The following is a 15,027-nucleotide window of genomic DNA, read 5'->3' as shown; positions in this document are numbered from 1 at the left end:
GGAGCGATAGAGTGCGTCAATGCCTCTTCACGTAGACGTCGTCCGGGTATTCACGGACGAGAACGGACGCCACGGCAATCCGCTCGGCATCGTCGATGCGTCGACCGTCCCGCCCGGCGACCGGCAGAAAGTCGCCGCTGCCCTCGGATACAGCGAGACGATCTTCGTCGATCTCCCCGCCCCGGGCGACGACTCCACCCGCGCGGTAATTTTCACACCCGGAACCGAGCTTCCCTTCGCAGGACACCCCACCGTCGGGCTGTCCTGGTGGCTGCGTGAACGCGGTACCGCAGTGAAGACGCTGGACGTACCAGCCGGACCTGTGACCACCCGGCACTCGGGTGCGATCACCTGGGTGCGGGCAAAGCCGGAGTGGGCGCCCGAATTCTCGCTGTACCCGATGAACAGCGTCAGGGACGTCGAGAATGCCGATCCGAAGAAGTTCGGCAAGGGCCACCACTACCTGTGGGCCTGGACCGACAAGGTGGAGCACTCGATTCGTTCACGAATGTTTGCGCCCGACATGGGCATCGTGGAGGACGAGGCGACTGGAGCCGCCGCCGTCCGTATCACCGCTCACCTCCGGCACGCCCTGCTGATCACGCAGGGCCGCGGCTCCGAACTGCGCACCACGTACGACCCCGCAGGCTGGGTCGAGGTCGGCGGGCGTGTGCGTGCCGAAAAGTCACGAACCCTCTGACGGGCGGCGGCCGCGCCCCGCGGCGAGATCGGCGTCGCTGAGGACGACCTCGATCTCGCGGCCCAGCGTGACACCGGGGACAAGGGGAAGCCGGTCGCCACTCCAGAACTTTCCGGGGTCGTACCAACTCGTGCGGTGATCCCCGGCGAGAAGGCCCATCTCTTCGTAGGTCGTGGCGACCACCTCGGCACAGTAGGCACTTTCGAGACTCCCTGAACGCCTCCTCGTACGACGGCCGAGAGGGAGCCGTCCACCGAACCAGCGAGAAGCGAGTTTCGCGGTCGAGGGGAACGGAGTTCCGTCGAGTCGCGCAATGGTCCGCATCAGCGCGTCTTCCTGTTCCTTCGTCGCGGGCTCCGCGAGCTGCCGCAACCACCCGCGCTGTCCGTAACGGGCACCCCACACCTGGACGGCGGCGCGTAGATCGTGCAACTGCACGCCGCGTTGAAAACGCCCGGTCCACATGTCCTGCAACGAGTGCCCGAGTTCCGCGTGCCACATCAGCGGCGGCAGATCTTCGAGCACCACCGACATGCCCACGTGGTTGACGGGGCTGTTGGTCAGCGTCTGAATGGCCCGGTCCGCCGGCGATTCTCCGCGGAAGATCCAGATGTCTCCGGTGCGGGTGACGTTCACCGCGGTGTCGAGGTCGATACGGGAGCCGGCCGATCGAGCGTCGGTGTGCGAGGGCGCGTGCATGGGCTCTAGCCTAAGGCGATGAGACCCCGAGGCAGACAGTGGTGGAAACTCGTCGGGCTCGCCGGTGTGGTGGGCGTGGCAGCGACCGGTGTCGTTGCGGCCCGCGCAGACCGGCAACGCAAGGCATACACGCCGGACGAGGTCCGCGCCCGGCTCCACGAGCGCTACACCCGCGCCTACGCAGCACGCGACGGGAAGCAGGAGATTCCGTTGACACCGCCTACCTGGCGGGCTCGCTCGGCCGCCGCCCTGCACCGACTCCTCAGCCGGCTACCCGGATCGCACTAGCCGAGTGCGCGTCCGAATCCGTCGGCGAGCGCGCCCACCTGCTCGTCCGTCATGACGAACGCGGGTGAGATCTGCATCGCACCTTGACCGGCGGCACGGCTCGAAATTCCGTGCTCGCGAAGAGTCTTTACGAAGGGCAAGGCCTCCGCGGGGTCGGCGAGTTGCACGGCGGCGACAGCACCGAGGCCGCTGCGGATCTCCGCGACCCGCGGGTGGTCGGCGAGCGGTGCGAGGTGCCGATGTAACGAAGCCTCGAGGCGCTTCGACTCCGCGAGAAGGTTCTCCCGCTCGATGATGTCGAGGTTGGCAAGTGCAGCGGCCGCCGCGCCCGCGTGACCACCGTAGGTGTATCCGTGACGCCACCAGACACCGCCCGCGAAGAAGGGCTCCGCCACCCGGGGTGCGATGAAGACCGCTCCCATGGGGACGTAGCCGGAGGTCAAGCCCTTCGCCGTGGTCATCATGTCGGGTTCGAGACCGAACCGCGTGGACGCGAACCAGTCGCCGCCGATTCGCCCGAAGCCCGTGACCACCTCGTCGACGACGAACAGGATGTCGTGTTCACGGCAGATGTCCCGGACCTCGGTGAGGTAACCGTCCGGCGGCAGGTACACGCCACCCGCGCCGATGATCGGCTCGCAGAAGAACGCCGCGATCCGGTCGGCGCCGACCTTCTCGACGAGCTCGAGGAGACTTTTGGCGTCGTCCCATGCCACGGTCGCGGCGTCGGCCATCAACTCGCCGTAGCCCTCCCGGTTGACGGGGATTCCTGCCAGAGCGGTACCCGCGACATGCATGCCGTGGTACGCCTTCTGCCTGCCGACCACGATCGTCTTGTCGGGCCTGCCCATTTCGTGCCAGTAGCGGCGCGCCAGTTTGGCTGCCGTGTCCACGGAGTCGGATCCACCGGAGGTGAAGAAGATCTTGCTGCCCGGCACGGGAGCCAGCGCGGCCAGCCGGTCGGCGAGTGCTGCCGTGGTTGCGGGGACGAAATCGCCGAAATTCGAGAAGTGCGCGACGGTCCGAAGTTGGTCCGCCACAGCGTCCGCGATCTCCGAGCGCCCGTGGCCGACGTTGGTGAACCACAGACCTGCGGTGGCGTCGAGGTAGCGGTTACCCTGATCGTCCCAGATGTACGCGCCGTCGCCGCGGGAGACGACGAACGCGCCGTTCTCCTCCACCGCGCCCATATCCGCGAAGCCGTGCCACAGTGCCGACGCCATGATCATCCCTTCGTGAACCCCACTCCGAGGCGACTATGCCATGTCGCCGGGCAGGGATCTCGCCCGCCTACTTCTCGGCGTAGGCGGTGGGATGCGGTTCCGTGTCGATTCCCGGCAGCCCCCGGCCTCGGATGGAGGCTCCTGCCGTTTCGGCCACGAAGTAGAGCGCCACGAGACCGATCCCGCACGCGATCATCATGTAGAACGCGGGCATCAGCGTGTTGTCCGTCCACTCGATCAGCAGTTCGTTGACGGCAGGCGCCGTTCCCCCGAACAGCGAGGTGGACACGTTGTAGGCGATGGCGAATCCGGCGAAGCGCACGTGCGTGAGAAACATCGCCGGGAACGTTGCGGAGATCGTCGACAGCTGCAGCACATACAACAACCCCAGGACGGCGAAAGCCAAGATTGCCCAGGCGAATCCCTGGCGCATCAGCAGATACATCGGCACCGCCAGCACGATGAGACCGACGAGCGAGACGTACCACAACGGTTTTCGTCCGAATCGGTCCGACAACCCGCCCGCGAACGGGATCACCGCCATCATCACGAGTTGCCCGACGATGAACAGCGTCAACGACGCGGTGGACGACAAACCGATCTGGGTTTCCAGATACGTCGGCATATAGCTGAGCAAGGTGTAGTTGGTGACGTTCAGAGCGACGACGAGACCGGCGAGCAGCAACATCGGCCGCCAGTACTCCGTCACCAGATCCTTGAACTCCGTCGCGGCCCCCTCCTCGATCGCCCCTTCCTCGTCGAGTTCGCGGAAGACGGGTGTTTCCTCGAGTTTGGTGCGCAGGTACAGGCCGATCAGACCCATCGGGCCCGCGATCAGGAAGGGAATGCGCCATCCCCAGGTCTCCATGAACGGTTCGGTGGACGCCAGCTCCACCGTCAGAACCACGATGGCGCCCAGCGCGTAGCCCCCGAGCGTGCCGAATTCGAGGAAACTACCGCAGAATCCTCGCTTCCGGTCGGGCGAATACTCGGCCATGAAGGTTGCCGCGCCGCCGTACTCACCTCCGGTGGAGAAACCCTGGATCATGCGAAGAAGCACCAGCAACAAGGGTGCCCAGAATCCGATGACGTCGTATCCGGGAACAAGTCCCACACAGAACGTCGCTCCCGCCATCAGCAGGATGGTGAGCGCCAGAACCTGACGGCGGCCGAGACGGTCACCGAGCGGGCCCCAGACGAGCCCGCCGAGGGGTCGCACGACGAAGGAGACAGCGAACACCAGCAGGGCATACAACGTGGCAGAGCCGGTGTCGCCGGGAAAGAAGGACGCCGAAATATACGACACCGTGAACGCATACACGCCGTAGTCGAACCATTCGGTGGCGTTGCCCATTGCCGAAGCCGCGATTGCGCGTCGAAGAACTCCTGGCGGCAGGGCATCCTGGTCGGCTGGTGGATTCTCGTATGCCATGTTCCGCCCCCTCGAGGCCGCTGTCAGGTGAATCCATTGTGTCCCGAGTGGCGGATGTTGTCGCCACTTTGCCGATTGCCACCGTGTCCGCGGACGCCGATAGCTTCGACCAGCGGCAGTGTGCGCCGACTCATCGACGGGTAGTCGACCGGGATGAACAGTCGCATCATCGCCGTGGCCGTCGACTGCCGCGACGCGCACTCACTGGCCCAATTCTGGTGTGAGGCTCTGGACTATCCGTCGACCCGCCAGTGGAACGACGCGTACGGCCGCACCTACGTCGAGGCGAATCGACCGGGATTTCCGACGCTGCTCTTCCAACCCGTCGCGGAGGAGAAAGCGGCCAAGAATCGACTGCACCTCGACATCGCCCCGTCGTCGCGCACGCAGGACGCCGAGGTGCAACGACTCCTCGCGCTCGGGGCCCGGCTGCTGAGCAACGATTCGAGGGTGCCGTGGGTGGTGCTCGCCGATCCGGAGGGCAACGAGTTCTGCGTTCTTCCCCCGCACCCGGAGGGCGACGATGTGGGCGGATAGCGACGCCCTTCGATCAGCGAAGAGACCGCGACACCCGCTGCCGGACCACCCGCCCCCATGCCGCCACCCGGCGACGAGCGGTGTCGATCCACGGATGCTCGGTGACCAGCAGCACGGCGTCCCGCCAGGCACTGGGTGCGGGCAGCGATTCCACCGACCTCGTGACGAGACGATCGAGCGCCTCCGAGACCAGTGACGCCCGTTCCAAGTGCACCATGTGTCCTGCGCCGGGCACCCTGACGAGTTCTGCCTCCGGCAATTGCTCGGCGATCGCCTTCGAATACCGGAACGGCGTCAGGAGGTCCCTGTCGCCGCACAGCACCAGAGTCGGAACCGGTTCGAGGAGCGGCACCGCGGCGGTTTCGTCGTGGTTCTTGAACGAGGGCAGAAAATCGACGAGCGTCTTCAGGGGTGTGTCGTTGATCATCTGTTCGGAGTGCCAGACGATGGCCGGGCTGATACGACGATCACCGAACGACGCCGACCGCAGAATCGGCGCCAGCACGCGCTTGCTCGCGCCCCGGCCACCCTGGACTACGCGAGGCAGGGCACGTGCCGCCGTGCTGAATCCGGCGACCACCGGCGTGTTGAGGGTCCGCGCGAGGCCGACGTCCCCCAGTGCACCCGCCGCGGTCGCGATCAGTCCGACCCCCACCACCCGGGAACCGATCAGGTCGGGATGCCGGCCGACATAGGAGAGCACCGCCATTCCGCCCATGGAGTGCCCGACCAGCACGATCGGCCCCTCGGGGACGAGTGCCCGGATCACGGCGTCGATGTCCCGGGCGAGGTGCGGAATCGTGCAGGTCTCACGTCGCGGCACACCTGAATTGCCGTGCCCACGCAGATCGAAGAACACCATGCGTATCGTCGGTCCCCACACCTCTTCGAGGTGTACGCGCTGGAAATGCCAGCCGGTCATCCGGTTGCAGAAACCGTGCACGAAGACCACGGTGAGCGGCGCATATTCGGGACCGACCTCGCGGACGGCCAGCGGAACGCCATCGTCGGCCGCGACGACGCTGCCGCGGTCGCGGCTGAGCAGGTCGAAGTTCTCACCTGCGAACTCGTCGAACATAGTCTCCCAGCCGTTGCCGATATCGGGGTACGCGTCTGACGTTGGTCGTCCTGGAGAATAGCGCGTGGTGACGACCTGCCCCTGCCGCTACGCCCGAGCCGTCGGCTCGTCGACCGCGTTGGCTAGGCTGTAGCTCAGCATGTCCATCACAGCACCGAGCCGGCGAGATCTGAAGAACTCCCTCGGCGAACTCACTTTGCGCGACGAGCACCGGCTCCGCAGGCGACTGGACCGAGCGCGCACGCCCCAGGCGCTCGCCGGCGTCTCGGACGAGATCGCGACCGCCCGCGCCCGCCTCGAGCGCCGACGGGCGAGCGTTCCCCGCATCGACTACCCCGACGCGCTTCCGGTCAGCCAGCGCCGTGACGACATCGCGCACGCCATCTCGGAGCACCAGGTGGTAATCGTCGCGGGTGAGACCGGCTCGGGCAAGACCACGCAGATTCCGAAGATCTGCCTCGAACTCGGCCGCGGGGTACGCGGGCTCATCGGGCATACGCAGCCCCGCCGGCTCGCAGCACGGACGGTAGCCGAACGGATCGCCGAAGAGGTACACAGCGAACTCGGGGAGACCGTCGGCTATACGGTGCGGTTCACCGACCAGGTGTCGGACGGCACACTCGTCAAACTGATGACCGACGGCATCCTCCTCGCCGAGATTCAGCGCGACAAGATGCTCCGCCGGTACGACACCCTCATCATCGACGAGGCTCATGAGCGCAGCCTGAACATCGACTTCATCCTGGGGTACCTACGCCAGCTACTCCCCCGGCGACCCGACCTCAAGGTCGTCATCACCTCGGCCACGATCGACCCTCAGCGGTTCGCCGAGCACTTCGCCGTCGACGGCGTGCCCGCACCGATCGTGGAGGTGTCGGGGCGGACCTTCCCTGTCGAGATGCGTTACCGCCCTCTCACCGTCGAAGTGGGCGATCAGACCTTCGATCGTGATCCCGTCGACGCGGTGTGTGAAGCCGTCGAAGAACTGTCGGCGGAAGGGGACGGCGACATCCTCGTCTTCCTGTCCGGCGAGCGGGAGATCCGCGACACCGCGGACGCGCTGCGGGACAGACGACTGTGGGGTACCGACATCGTTCCGTTGTATGCGCGACTCTCCGCGGCGGAACAGCACAAGGTGTTCACTCCCCACACGGGACGTCGGGTCGTCCTGTCGACGAACGTCGCCGAGACGTCCCTGACCGTGCCCGGCATCCGTTACGTCGTGGATCCGGGAACTGCCCGCATCTCGCGCTATTCGGTGCGCACGAAAGTGCAGCGTCTTCCGATCGAGCCGATCTCCCAGGCCTCCGCCCGCCAGCGCTCCGGTCGCTGTGGACGCGTCGCGGACGGCATCTGCATTCGGCTGTACTCGGAAGAAGACTTCGAGTCCAGGCCCCCGTTCACCGAGCCGGAGATTCTTCGCACCAATCTCGCATCCGTCATTTTGCAGATGACCGCCCTCGGTCTCGGTGACATCGCCGCGTTTCCGTTCGTCCAACCGCCCGATCCGCGCGCGATCCGGGACGGCATCGGCCTGCTCGAAGAGCTGGGCGCGATCGAGCAGTCCACCCAGAAGGAGCAGCCCGTCCTGACCCCGGTCGGACGCGAACTCGCCCAGATTCCTGTGGACCCTCGCATGGCCCGCATGCTCGTCGAGGCGCACCGGAACGGCTGCCTCGCCGAAGTCCTCGTGATCGTCTCCGCCCTGTCGATCCAGGACGTGCGCGAACGTCCCGCCGAATTTCAGCAGGCGGCCGACGAGAAACATGCCCGTTTCGCCGTGGAGAACTCGGACTTCCTGGCCTTTCTCGAGCTGTGGAAGTACCTCGGTGAACAACGGAACGAACTGTCCTCCAACCAGTTCCGGAAGATGTGCCGCAACGAATTTCTTCACTGGCTCCGCATCCGCGAATGGCAGGACCTCCATGGTCAGCTCCGCCAGATCACCCGCGGACTGGGCTGGGAGGTGAGCAGTACCTCCACCGCCGGGGAGGCGGCGATTCACCAATCGCTGCTGGCGGGACTGTTGTCGCACATCGGACTTCGCGAGGGCGACAAGCGCGACTTCCTCGGTGCGCGTGGAAGCCGATTCGCCATCTTCCCCGGTTCGAGCCTGTTCAAGAAGCCCCCGCGGTGGGTGATGGCCGCAGAACTCGTCGAGACCTCTCGGTTGTGGGCGCGCATGTCCGCGAGGATCGAACCCGAGTGGGCCGAGAAGCTCGCGCCGCACCTCGTGAAACGCACCTACTCCGAACCGCACTGGTCGTCCAAGCGCGGATCCGCCATGGCGTACGAACGCGTGACGTTGTACGGAATCCCCCTCGTCGCCCGGCGCGCGGTGAACTACGCTGCCATCGACCCCGAAACGTCCCGCGAACTGTTCATCCGCCATGCACTAGTCCAGGGCGAATGGCAAACTCAGCACACATTCTTCCACGCCAACCGCGCACTGCTCGAAGATGTCGAGGAACTCGAGCATCGCGCGCGTCGCCGCGACATCCTCGTCGACGACGACACGTTGTTCGAATTCTACGATCGGCGTGTGGGCGCCGAGGCAGTGTCAGCCCGCCACTTCGACTCCTGGTGGAAGGTGGCCCGCCGCGCCACGCCGGACCTCCTCACCTTCACCCAGTCGACGGTCGTCAACGCCGATTCGGCCGTCGTGCTGGGCGGCGACTACCCCGACGCCTGGCGTCAGGGAGACATGCAGTTCCCGCTCACCTACCAGTTCGAGCCCGGGAACCAGGACGACGGCGTCACCGCTCGCATCCCGATCGCCCTGCTCGCCGGTCTCCGGCCGGTGGGCTTCGATTGGCTCGTCCCCGGCATGCGCGTCGAGTTGGTGACGGCCCTGATCAAGACTCTCCCCAAAACCCTACGCCGGCAGGTGGTTCCGGCCCCCGACTTCGCGGCAGCGGCCCTCGCGGCGGTGAAACCGCGTTCCGAACCGCTCGTCACAGCGATGGCTCGGGAGTTGTCGCGACTCGGGGCATGCCGCATCGATCCGAAGGACTTCGATGTCGCGGCACTCCCCGACCACCTACGCATGACGTTCGCGGCCGTGGACGAGAAGGGCACCGTTCTGGGCCGCGACAAGGATCTGGTGGCGCTCCGCACGTCCCTCGCTCCCCGCGTGCAGAAGGAAGTCGCGAAGGCGGCCTCCGCTTCCGAGCGGCCCCCTGCGCTCACCTGGACGCCGGACACGCTCGGTTCCCTCGAGCCGACGGTGACCCGCGAACTGGGCGGGCAAAAAGTCACCGGCTATCCCGCCCTCGTTCCCGAGGGCGACGGTGTCGCCGTCCGTGTCCTGAGCACACCGTCCGAGCAACGGGCGGCGATGCGCGCCGGAACCCGCAGGCTCCTCCTGGCCGCCGTACCGACCCAGGCCAAGACGGTCGTCTCCGGGCTGAGCAACACCCAGCGGCTGACCCTCGGCCAGAATCCGGACGGCAGCCTCGACGCATTGATCGACGACTGCCGCAATGCCGCGGCTGACCAGTTGATCGCCGCCCACGGGGCGCCGATCCGCACTCCCCGTGACTTCGACGCGCTCGTCGCCGAGGCGCGAGCGGCGATGGCCCGCGAGGTCGCAATTCTGCTACGCCTCGTCCTGCCGATTCTGGAATCTGATCACCGACTGGCCGTGGTTCTCGAACGGGCCACCGGGGAGGCTGCCGACGATGTGCGGGAACAGCGCGCGGCGCTGCTCTTTCCTCGATTCGTTGCCGAGACCGGATCCGCGCGGCTCCGTGAGCTACCTCGGTATCTCTCCGCCGCCGCCGCACGCCTCGAATCGCTCCCCGGCAGTGCACCCCGCGATCGGAAGGGAATGGACGTCCTCGACCGCGTATATGCAGCATATGAACGCATGCTGGCAACGCTGCCGGAGGAGCGGCACCATTCGCCCGACATCGACGCGATCCACTGGATGATCGAGGAACTCCGAGTCAGCTTGTTCGCCCAGACGATCGGGACACCGATACCGGTGTCCGAAAAGCGGGTTCTCAGCGCGATGCAGAAGGTGCGCTGATGGCCGAATCGGGTGTCATTCGCTTTCGCGGGACTCGCGATGAGCGCGTAGTTCTTTGATTTCGCGCGCGAAATCTTCCGCCGAACTGAACGAGCGGTACACGGACGCGAAACGCAGATACGCGACCTCGTCCAGATCCCGGAGGGGACCCAGGATGGCGAGCCCGACCTCGTTGCTGGGAATCTCCGCGGAACCCGAGGCCCGCACGGCATCTTCGACTTGCTGGGCAAGAAGATTCAGTGCGTCGTTGTCGACCTGGCGGCCCTGGCAGGCGCGCCGAACGCCGCGCACCACCTTCTCCCGACTGAACGGTTCGGTGACACCGCTGCGCTTGACGACCGAGAGGACCGCGGTTTCCACGGTGGTGAACCGGCGGCCGCACTCGGGGCACGAGCGTCGCCTGCGGATGGCCTGACCTTCGTCGGCTTCCCGGGAATCGACCACACGTGAATCGGGGTGCCGGCAGAACGGGCAGTGCATGGCGATTCCTTCGTCGTAGCCGTCGTGGCCGCGGCTTTTCGCCTCCCCCGATGGCGAACCGACGAATACGGATTCACGCAGCGGATGCACGATCTCGACGCGACCACACGAAGTGGTGGGACTGACAGCATTCGAGACTACTCGTCTGTCGATCGGCGGAGGCATGCAGAGCCACCACGATCACCGGGTGCCGGACGCAGGAACGATCAACGTCTGCCCCGGATGCACGACGGAGTCCGACATGGCATTGAGTTCCATGATCTGTTCGACGACCCGCGCCACAGGACGGTCCGGTAAGACAGTCGCGGCCACGGCAGCGAGAGTGTCGCCCTCCCGGACCTGAACGACCTCGGTCGCGCCCGACGACCCCATGTCGTCGACGGTGGCAAACTGCGCCACTCCCACGAGCCCCAACAGAACTGCGGCCGTGATCGCGATGCTTGCCAGGACCATCCGCCAACCCACGTCGCTTCCCCGATGCGCGTGCTCGGCCCGAGACATGGGTGACCGGGTGCCGTAGGCGACCGTTCCGGCTGCGGGACGGCGAAGGTCACCCTCGACGAAACGCCGGTCACCCTCGACGAAACGTCGGCGGGGCCGTGTCCGGTACGACCGCCCCCCACGCGAGCGGACGACGCGTGACCCGGCGCCCGACCGAACCGCGCGCGGGCCGAGTGCCTGCCGATCCAGGACGGCCTGGCCATCCACGTTTCGGCCGTTCAGTACTGATTGCCGATGGAGAACTGATTGCCGATGGAGAACTGCGTTGCTCATCGGGACCTCCGCTGCTCGAATCCGATTCCGTCCCGCCAGGCGTGGGAGTCTGCCGGGTGTTCGATCACGCGTTCGAAAGAACACATGTTCGATTTCTACCACGCGGGTCCGACAAAGTCTTCCCTTCGCGGTCGAACACGTGCACGACACGGTCGAACAGGTGTTTGATACTGCGGCGGAACCGAGATAGATTCGAGGCAACGAAACAACAGTCACATACGACCCATTTTCGAGTGGATCCGCACGACCCACACCACACGATCCACATCCGCACGGCAGAAGATCGACACGACAAACGGAGGCCCCTCGCCATGAAGGACGACAGCTCGACCGACGGTTCGGCTCCACAGGTGAGCGGCGGCACCGCCGCCGGGTTGACCGATCGGCAGCGCCGCGTCCTCGAGGTGATTCGGACGTCCGTGAACGAACGGGGTTACCCGCCGAGCATCCGGGAGATCGGCGACGCGGTGGGCCTCACCTCTACGTCGTCGGTCGCCCACCAACTCCGCACGCTCGAACGCAAGGGCTTTCTCCGCCGCGACCCCAATCGTCCACGCGCCGTCGACGTGCGCGGTGTGGACGAGGTCGCCGCAGGCGCCGCCGCGAACGCTGCCAATGCGGGCAATGCTGCCCGCGCCACCACCGCCCCCTTGGCCGCGGTTCCTACCGGTGTCGAGGGCGCACCGCTACCGGAGCCGACCTTCGTGCCGGTTCTCGGCCGAATCGCCGCAGGTGGCCCGATCCTCGCGGAGGAGGCTGTCGAGGACGTCTTCCCGCTTCCCCGCGAACTCGTGGGCCAAGGGTCGTTGTTCCTGTTGAAGGTGGTCGGTGAGTCGATGATCGACGCGGCGATCTGCGACGGCGACTGGGTGGTGGTGCGTCAGCAGAACGTGGCGGAGAACGGTGACATCGTCGCCGCGATGATCGACGGCGAGGCCACGGTAAAAACCTTCAAGCGCACGAAGAACGAGGTGTGGCTGATGCCCCACAACGCGTTGTTCGAGCCGATCCCCGGCAACGAGGCAGTGATCCTGGGCAAGGTCGTCACCGTGATGCGCAAGATCTAGAGGGCAGTCCTCACACGGAAGAGCCCGCGGCACACGCCGCGGGCTCTTCCGTGTCCTCGAGATGTCGCTGACCGGGTCAGAGGTTGAGCCCCCGACCGATGATCTCTTTCATGATCTCCGTGGTTCCGCCGTAGATCGTCTGCACACGGGAATCCATGTAGGCCTTGGCAATCGGGTACTCCTTCATGTACCCGTACCCACCGTGCAGCTGCAGGCACCGGTCGATGAGCCGGACCTGGGCTTCGGTGGTCCACCACTTGGCCATGGCGGCTTCCTGGACGGAGAGCTTCTCGTCGTTGAGCAGTTCGATGAACTTGTCGACGAGCACGCGTACAGCTGTTGTCTCCGTAGCGAGCTCGGCGAGTACGAAGCGCGTGTTCTGGAAACTGCCGATGGACTTGCCGAAGGCCTTCCGGTCGCGGCAGTACTGGATCGTCATCTCCAGCGCCGACTCCATGGCCGCCGCGGCCACCACGGCAATCGACAGACGCTCCTGCGGGAGATTCTTCATGAGGTAGAGGAAGCCCATTCCCTCCTCACCGAGCAGATTCGCCGCCGGAACACGCACGTCGGTGAAGCTCAATTCCGCGGTGTCCTGGGCCTTCATGCCGATTTTGTCCAGGTTGCGGCCGCGTTCGAAACCCTCCATGCCCCGTTCGACGACGAGGAGGCTGAATCCCTGCGCGCCCTTGTCGGGATCGGTACACGCGACGACGATCACGAGGTCTGCGTTAATGCCGTTGGTGATGAAGGTCTTGGAACCGTTGAGAACCCAGTCGTCGCCGTCACGAACCGCACGGGTCTTGATTCCCTGCAGATCACTGCCGGTACCGGGTTCGGTCATGGCGATCGCCGTGATCAGCTCACCGGAGGCGAACCCGGGCAACCAGCGCTGCTTCTGCTCCTCGTTGGAGAGCTCGAGCAGGTAGGGGGCCACCACGTCGTTGTGCAGTGTGAAGCCGATGCCGCTGTATCCCCCGCGCGTGGTCTCTTCGGTGATGATCGCGTTGTACCTGAAGTCGCGGACACCGCCGCCGCCGAACTCCTCCGGCACCGCCATACCGAGAAAGCCCTGCTTACCGGCCTCGACCCACACGCTGCGGTCGACAATGTTCTGTTCTTCCCACTTGGCATGGTTGGGTTCGGCGTGCTGGGCGAGAAACTTTCGGTACGACTCCCGGAACAGTTCGTGCTCCGGTTCGAACAGGGTGCGCTCCACGCCGACTCCTCATATCAAACATGTTCGGGTACGTCTCGTTCGACGGTAGAGGTGGCGGACGCAGCGGAGAATGACCCAGGTGATCGCGATTCGTGACCCATCCGGTTCGGTCAGGACCTGCGGAACCTCGCGAGCGACCGCATGACGGGATAGGCGACGAGGATGCCGATCGAACCCCAGGCGATTCCGCCGAGCTCCACCGAGCCCATCGTCAGCGTGAGGTCCCCGATGCCGGCAACAAGCGCCGCCGCAACGACGGTCAGATTTACCGGGTCGGTGAAATCGACCTTCGCCTCCATCCAGATGCGGACACCCAGGACGCCGATGAGCCCGTACAGCACCACAGTCGCGCCGCCGATGACACCGCTCGGGACGGTGAAGACCAGGGCACCGAACTTGGGGGAAAATGCCAGGACCACGGCCGTGGCGGCAGCAACCCAGTACGCCGCGGTCGAATAGACCCGTGTCGCGGCCATGACCCCGATGTTCTCGGCGTAGGTGGTGGTGCCGGAGCCACCGCCGAATCCCGCCAGGGTGGTGGCGAGTCCGTCCGCGACGAGTGCGTCGCCGGCAACGTCGTCGAGTGATCGGCCGGTCATCGCGGACACCGCTTTCACGTGGCCGACGTTCTCGGCGACGAGGACGATGACGACGGGCAATGTCAGCGCGATCACCGACCATTCGAACGTGGGCCCCCGCAACTCGGGCATTCCGAACCAGGCTGCATCGCGCAGGGCGGTCACGCGTTCGTCGGCGAGGCCCCCGGTGATCGCCGCGAAGATCCAGCCGAGGACAACGCCGACCAGGATCCCGAGGCGGCCGAGCAATCCGGGTCCGAGAACGGTGACGACAAGAATCGCGAGCAGGGTCACGCCCGCGATGAGGGGTTGTGACTCGAACGAATCGACCGCTGTCGGAGCGAGATTGAGCCCGATCAGCGCCACGACAGCGCCCGTGACGACGGGCGGCATGACCGCGTCGATCACCCGGGAGCCCGCCAGTTTCACGGCCACGCCGACCAGCAAGAGGAGCACACCCGCCGCCGCCACCCCGCCGAGCTGGGCGGCGGGACCGGATGCCTGGGATGCCGTCAACGGGGCGATGAATGCGAAGGAGGAACCGAGGTAGCTGGGAATGCGGCCGCGGGTCAGGAGCAGGAAGAGCGCCGTTCCGATCCCCGAGAACAACAGCGTGGTGGTGACCGGGAAGCCGGTAATCGTCGGCACCAAGAGGGTGGCACCGAACATCGCGATGACGTGTTGCATCCCGATCCCGACCGTACGGGGCCAGGTCAAACGCTCGGCAGGTGCAACGACCTCTCCATCGGCAATCCGCCTACCGTCACCGTGCAGGGTCCACCCGAAGGCCTTCGCGGGGGCGGCCCGGTCGGAACCCCCTCCGACAGGGCCGTCGGAGGCGTCGGTTTCTCTTCTCGTCACAGTTGGCCAATAGTAGGGACGATCTGCAAATTTCGCGCCGTGGGGCCCGAAACGACACGGC

13 protein-coding genes are annotated in these 15,027 nt (G+C 65.9%); 5 read left to right on the top strand and 8 right to left on the bottom strand.

Annotated features, from left to right (window positions below; translation table 11 throughout):
- Positions 1–19: 19 nt before the first annotated feature.
- Complete coding sequence (locus ACH49N_RS01935; RefSeq protein WP_358270388.1) at positions 20–700, top strand: PhzF family phenazine biosynthesis protein; 681 nt, start codon at positions 20–22, stop codon at positions 698–700.
- Here the strand turns inward: ACH49N_RS01935 and ACH49N_RS01930 are convergent.
- Entirely contained in the window at positions 686–1,399 is a 714-nt protein-coding gene (locus ACH49N_RS01930) for a hypothetical protein (protein WP_358270390.1), read from the bottom strand. The two genes, ACH49N_RS01935 and ACH49N_RS01930, sit on opposite strands and share 15 nt — an antisense overlap.
- Before the next feature lie 18 nt (positions 1,400–1,417).
- On the opposite strand from ACH49N_RS01930, the gene ACH49N_RS01925 reads away from it, so the two are divergent.
- The gene (locus tag ACH49N_RS01925; RefSeq protein WP_201453470.1) at positions 1,418–1,687 is read left to right on the top strand and encodes a hypothetical protein; all 270 of its coding nucleotides are present in this window, start codon (positions 1,418–1,420) and stop codon (positions 1,685–1,687) included.
- Here the strand turns inward: ACH49N_RS01925 and ACH49N_RS01920 are convergent.
- Both ACH49N_RS01920 and ACH49N_RS01915 read right to left on the bottom strand, forming a co-directional pair.
- Positions 1,684–2,916, bottom strand: coding sequence for an aspartate aminotransferase family protein (locus tag ACH49N_RS01920; RefSeq protein WP_208961388.1), 1,233 nt, complete (start codon positions 2,914–2,916; stop codon positions 1,684–1,686). The genes ACH49N_RS01925 and ACH49N_RS01920 overlap by 4 nt on opposite strands.
- Positions 2,917–2,977: 61 nt before the next feature.
- Positions 2,978–4,342, bottom strand: coding sequence for an MFS transporter (locus ACH49N_RS01915; protein ID WP_358270392.1), 1,365 nt, complete (start codon positions 4,340–4,342; stop codon positions 2,978–2,980).
- Positions 4,343–4,495: 153 nt separating this feature from the next.
- Here ACH49N_RS01915 and ACH49N_RS01910 point away from each other — a divergent pair, with 153 nt between their 5' ends.
- Positions 4,496–4,879, top strand: a complete 384-nt coding sequence (locus ACH49N_RS01910) for a VOC family protein (protein ID WP_358270394.1) — start codon at positions 4,496–4,498, stop codon at positions 4,877–4,879.
- A 13-nt stretch (positions 4,880–4,892) separates the two neighbouring features.
- Here the strand turns inward: ACH49N_RS01910 and ACH49N_RS01905 are convergent, their stop codons facing one another.
- Positions 4,893–5,957 (bottom strand): alpha/beta fold hydrolase, encoded by a 1,065-nt coding sequence (locus tag ACH49N_RS01905; RefSeq protein WP_159926342.1) that lies wholly within the window; start codon positions 5,955–5,957, stop codon positions 4,893–4,895.
- Positions 5,958–6,096: 139 nt separating this feature from the next.
- Between ACH49N_RS01905 and hrpA the strand changes: the two genes are divergently transcribed.
- Positions 6,097–9,987 carry an ATP-dependent RNA helicase HrpA gene (gene hrpA / locus ACH49N_RS01900; protein ID WP_358270396.1) on the top strand — a complete coding sequence of 1,297 codons (3,891 nt, stop codon included), beginning with the start codon at positions 6,097–6,099 and terminating at the stop codon, positions 9,985–9,987.
- A 15-nt stretch (positions 9,988–10,002) separates the two neighbouring features.
- Here the strand turns inward: hrpA and nrdR are convergent, their stop codons facing one another.
- A complete protein-coding gene (gene nrdR / locus ACH49N_RS01895) occupies positions 10,003–10,467 on the bottom strand; it encodes a transcriptional regulator NrdR (RefSeq protein ID WP_109335162.1) in 465 nt (154 codons plus the stop codon).
- A gap of 180 nt (positions 10,468–10,647) precedes the next feature.
- Complete coding sequence (locus ACH49N_RS01890) at positions 10,648–11,241, bottom strand: LysM peptidoglycan-binding domain-containing protein (RefSeq protein WP_358270397.1); 594 nt, start codon at positions 11,239–11,241, stop codon at positions 10,648–10,650.
- Positions 11,242–11,552: 311 nt separating this feature from the next.
- Here ACH49N_RS01890 and lexA point away from each other — a divergent pair, with 311 nt between their 5' ends.
- Positions 11,553–12,308: a transcriptional repressor LexA gene (gene lexA / locus ACH49N_RS01885; protein ID WP_159926339.1), complete on the top strand. Its 756-nt coding sequence runs from the start codon at positions 11,553–11,555 to the stop codon at positions 12,306–12,308.
- Between the two features lie 76 nt (positions 12,309–12,384).
- Here the strand turns inward: lexA and ACH49N_RS01880 are convergent, their stop codons facing one another.
- Both ACH49N_RS01880 and ACH49N_RS01875 read right to left on the bottom strand, forming a co-directional pair.
- Entirely contained in the window at positions 12,385–13,527 is a 1,143-nt protein-coding gene (locus ACH49N_RS01880; RefSeq protein WP_250763847.1) for an acyl-CoA dehydrogenase family protein, read from the bottom strand.
- Between the two features lie 110 nt (positions 13,528–13,637).
- The gene (locus ACH49N_RS01875; RefSeq protein WP_358270399.1) at positions 13,638–14,966 is read right to left on the bottom strand and encodes a solute carrier family 23 protein; all 1,329 of its coding nucleotides are present in this window, start codon (positions 14,964–14,966) and stop codon (positions 13,638–13,640) included.
- Positions 14,967–15,027 lie beyond the last annotated feature (61 nt).

Origin of the sequence: Rhodococcus sp. NPDC019647 (assembly GCF_044389235.1) — a bacterium.
Lineage (GTDB): Bacteria > Actinomycetota > Actinomycetes > Mycobacteriales > Mycobacteriaceae > Rhodococcus_F > Rhodococcus_F oxybenzonivorans.
This window is presented reverse-complemented; position numbering and strand designations above follow the sequence as displayed.

Bases quoted from the DNA above. Each gene is read 5' to 3' on its own strand.
- ACH49N_RS01935 (WP_358270388.1), top strand. From the start codon at position 20: ATGCCTCTTCACGTAGACGTCGTCCGGGTATTCACGGACGAGAACGGA.
- ACH49N_RS01930 (WP_358270390.1), bottom strand. From the start codon at position 1,399: ATGCACGCGCCCTCGCACACCGACGCTCGATCGGCCGGCTCCCGTATC.
- ACH49N_RS01925 (WP_201453470.1), top strand. From the start codon at position 1,418: ATGAGACCCCGAGGCAGACAGTGGTGGAAACTCGTCGGGCTCGCCGGT.
- ACH49N_RS01920 (WP_208961388.1), bottom strand. From the start codon at position 2,916: ATGATCATGGCGTCGGCACTGTGGCACGGCTTCGCGGATATGGGCGCG.
- ACH49N_RS01915 (WP_358270392.1), bottom strand. From the start codon at position 4,342: ATGGCATACGAGAATCCACCAGCCGACCAGGATGCCCTGCCGCCAGGA.
- ACH49N_RS01910 (WP_358270394.1), top strand. From the start codon at position 4,496: ATGAACAGTCGCATCATCGCCGTGGCCGTCGACTGCCGCGACGCGCAC.
- ACH49N_RS01905 (WP_159926342.1), bottom strand. From the start codon at position 5,957: ATGTTCGACGAGTTCGCAGGTGAGAACTTCGACCTGCTCAGCCGCGAC.
- hrpA (WP_358270396.1), top strand. From the start codon at position 6,097: ATGTCCATCACAGCACCGAGCCGGCGAGATCTGAAGAACTCCCTCGGC.
- nrdR (WP_109335162.1), bottom strand. From the start codon at position 10,467: ATGCACTGCCCGTTCTGCCGGCACCCCGATTCACGTGTGGTCGATTCC.
- ACH49N_RS01890 (WP_358270397.1), bottom strand. From the start codon at position 11,241: ATGAGCAACGCAGTTCTCCATCGGCAATCAGTTCTCCATCGGCAATCA.
- lexA (WP_159926339.1), top strand. From the start codon at position 11,553: ATGAAGGACGACAGCTCGACCGACGGTTCGGCTCCACAGGTGAGCGGC.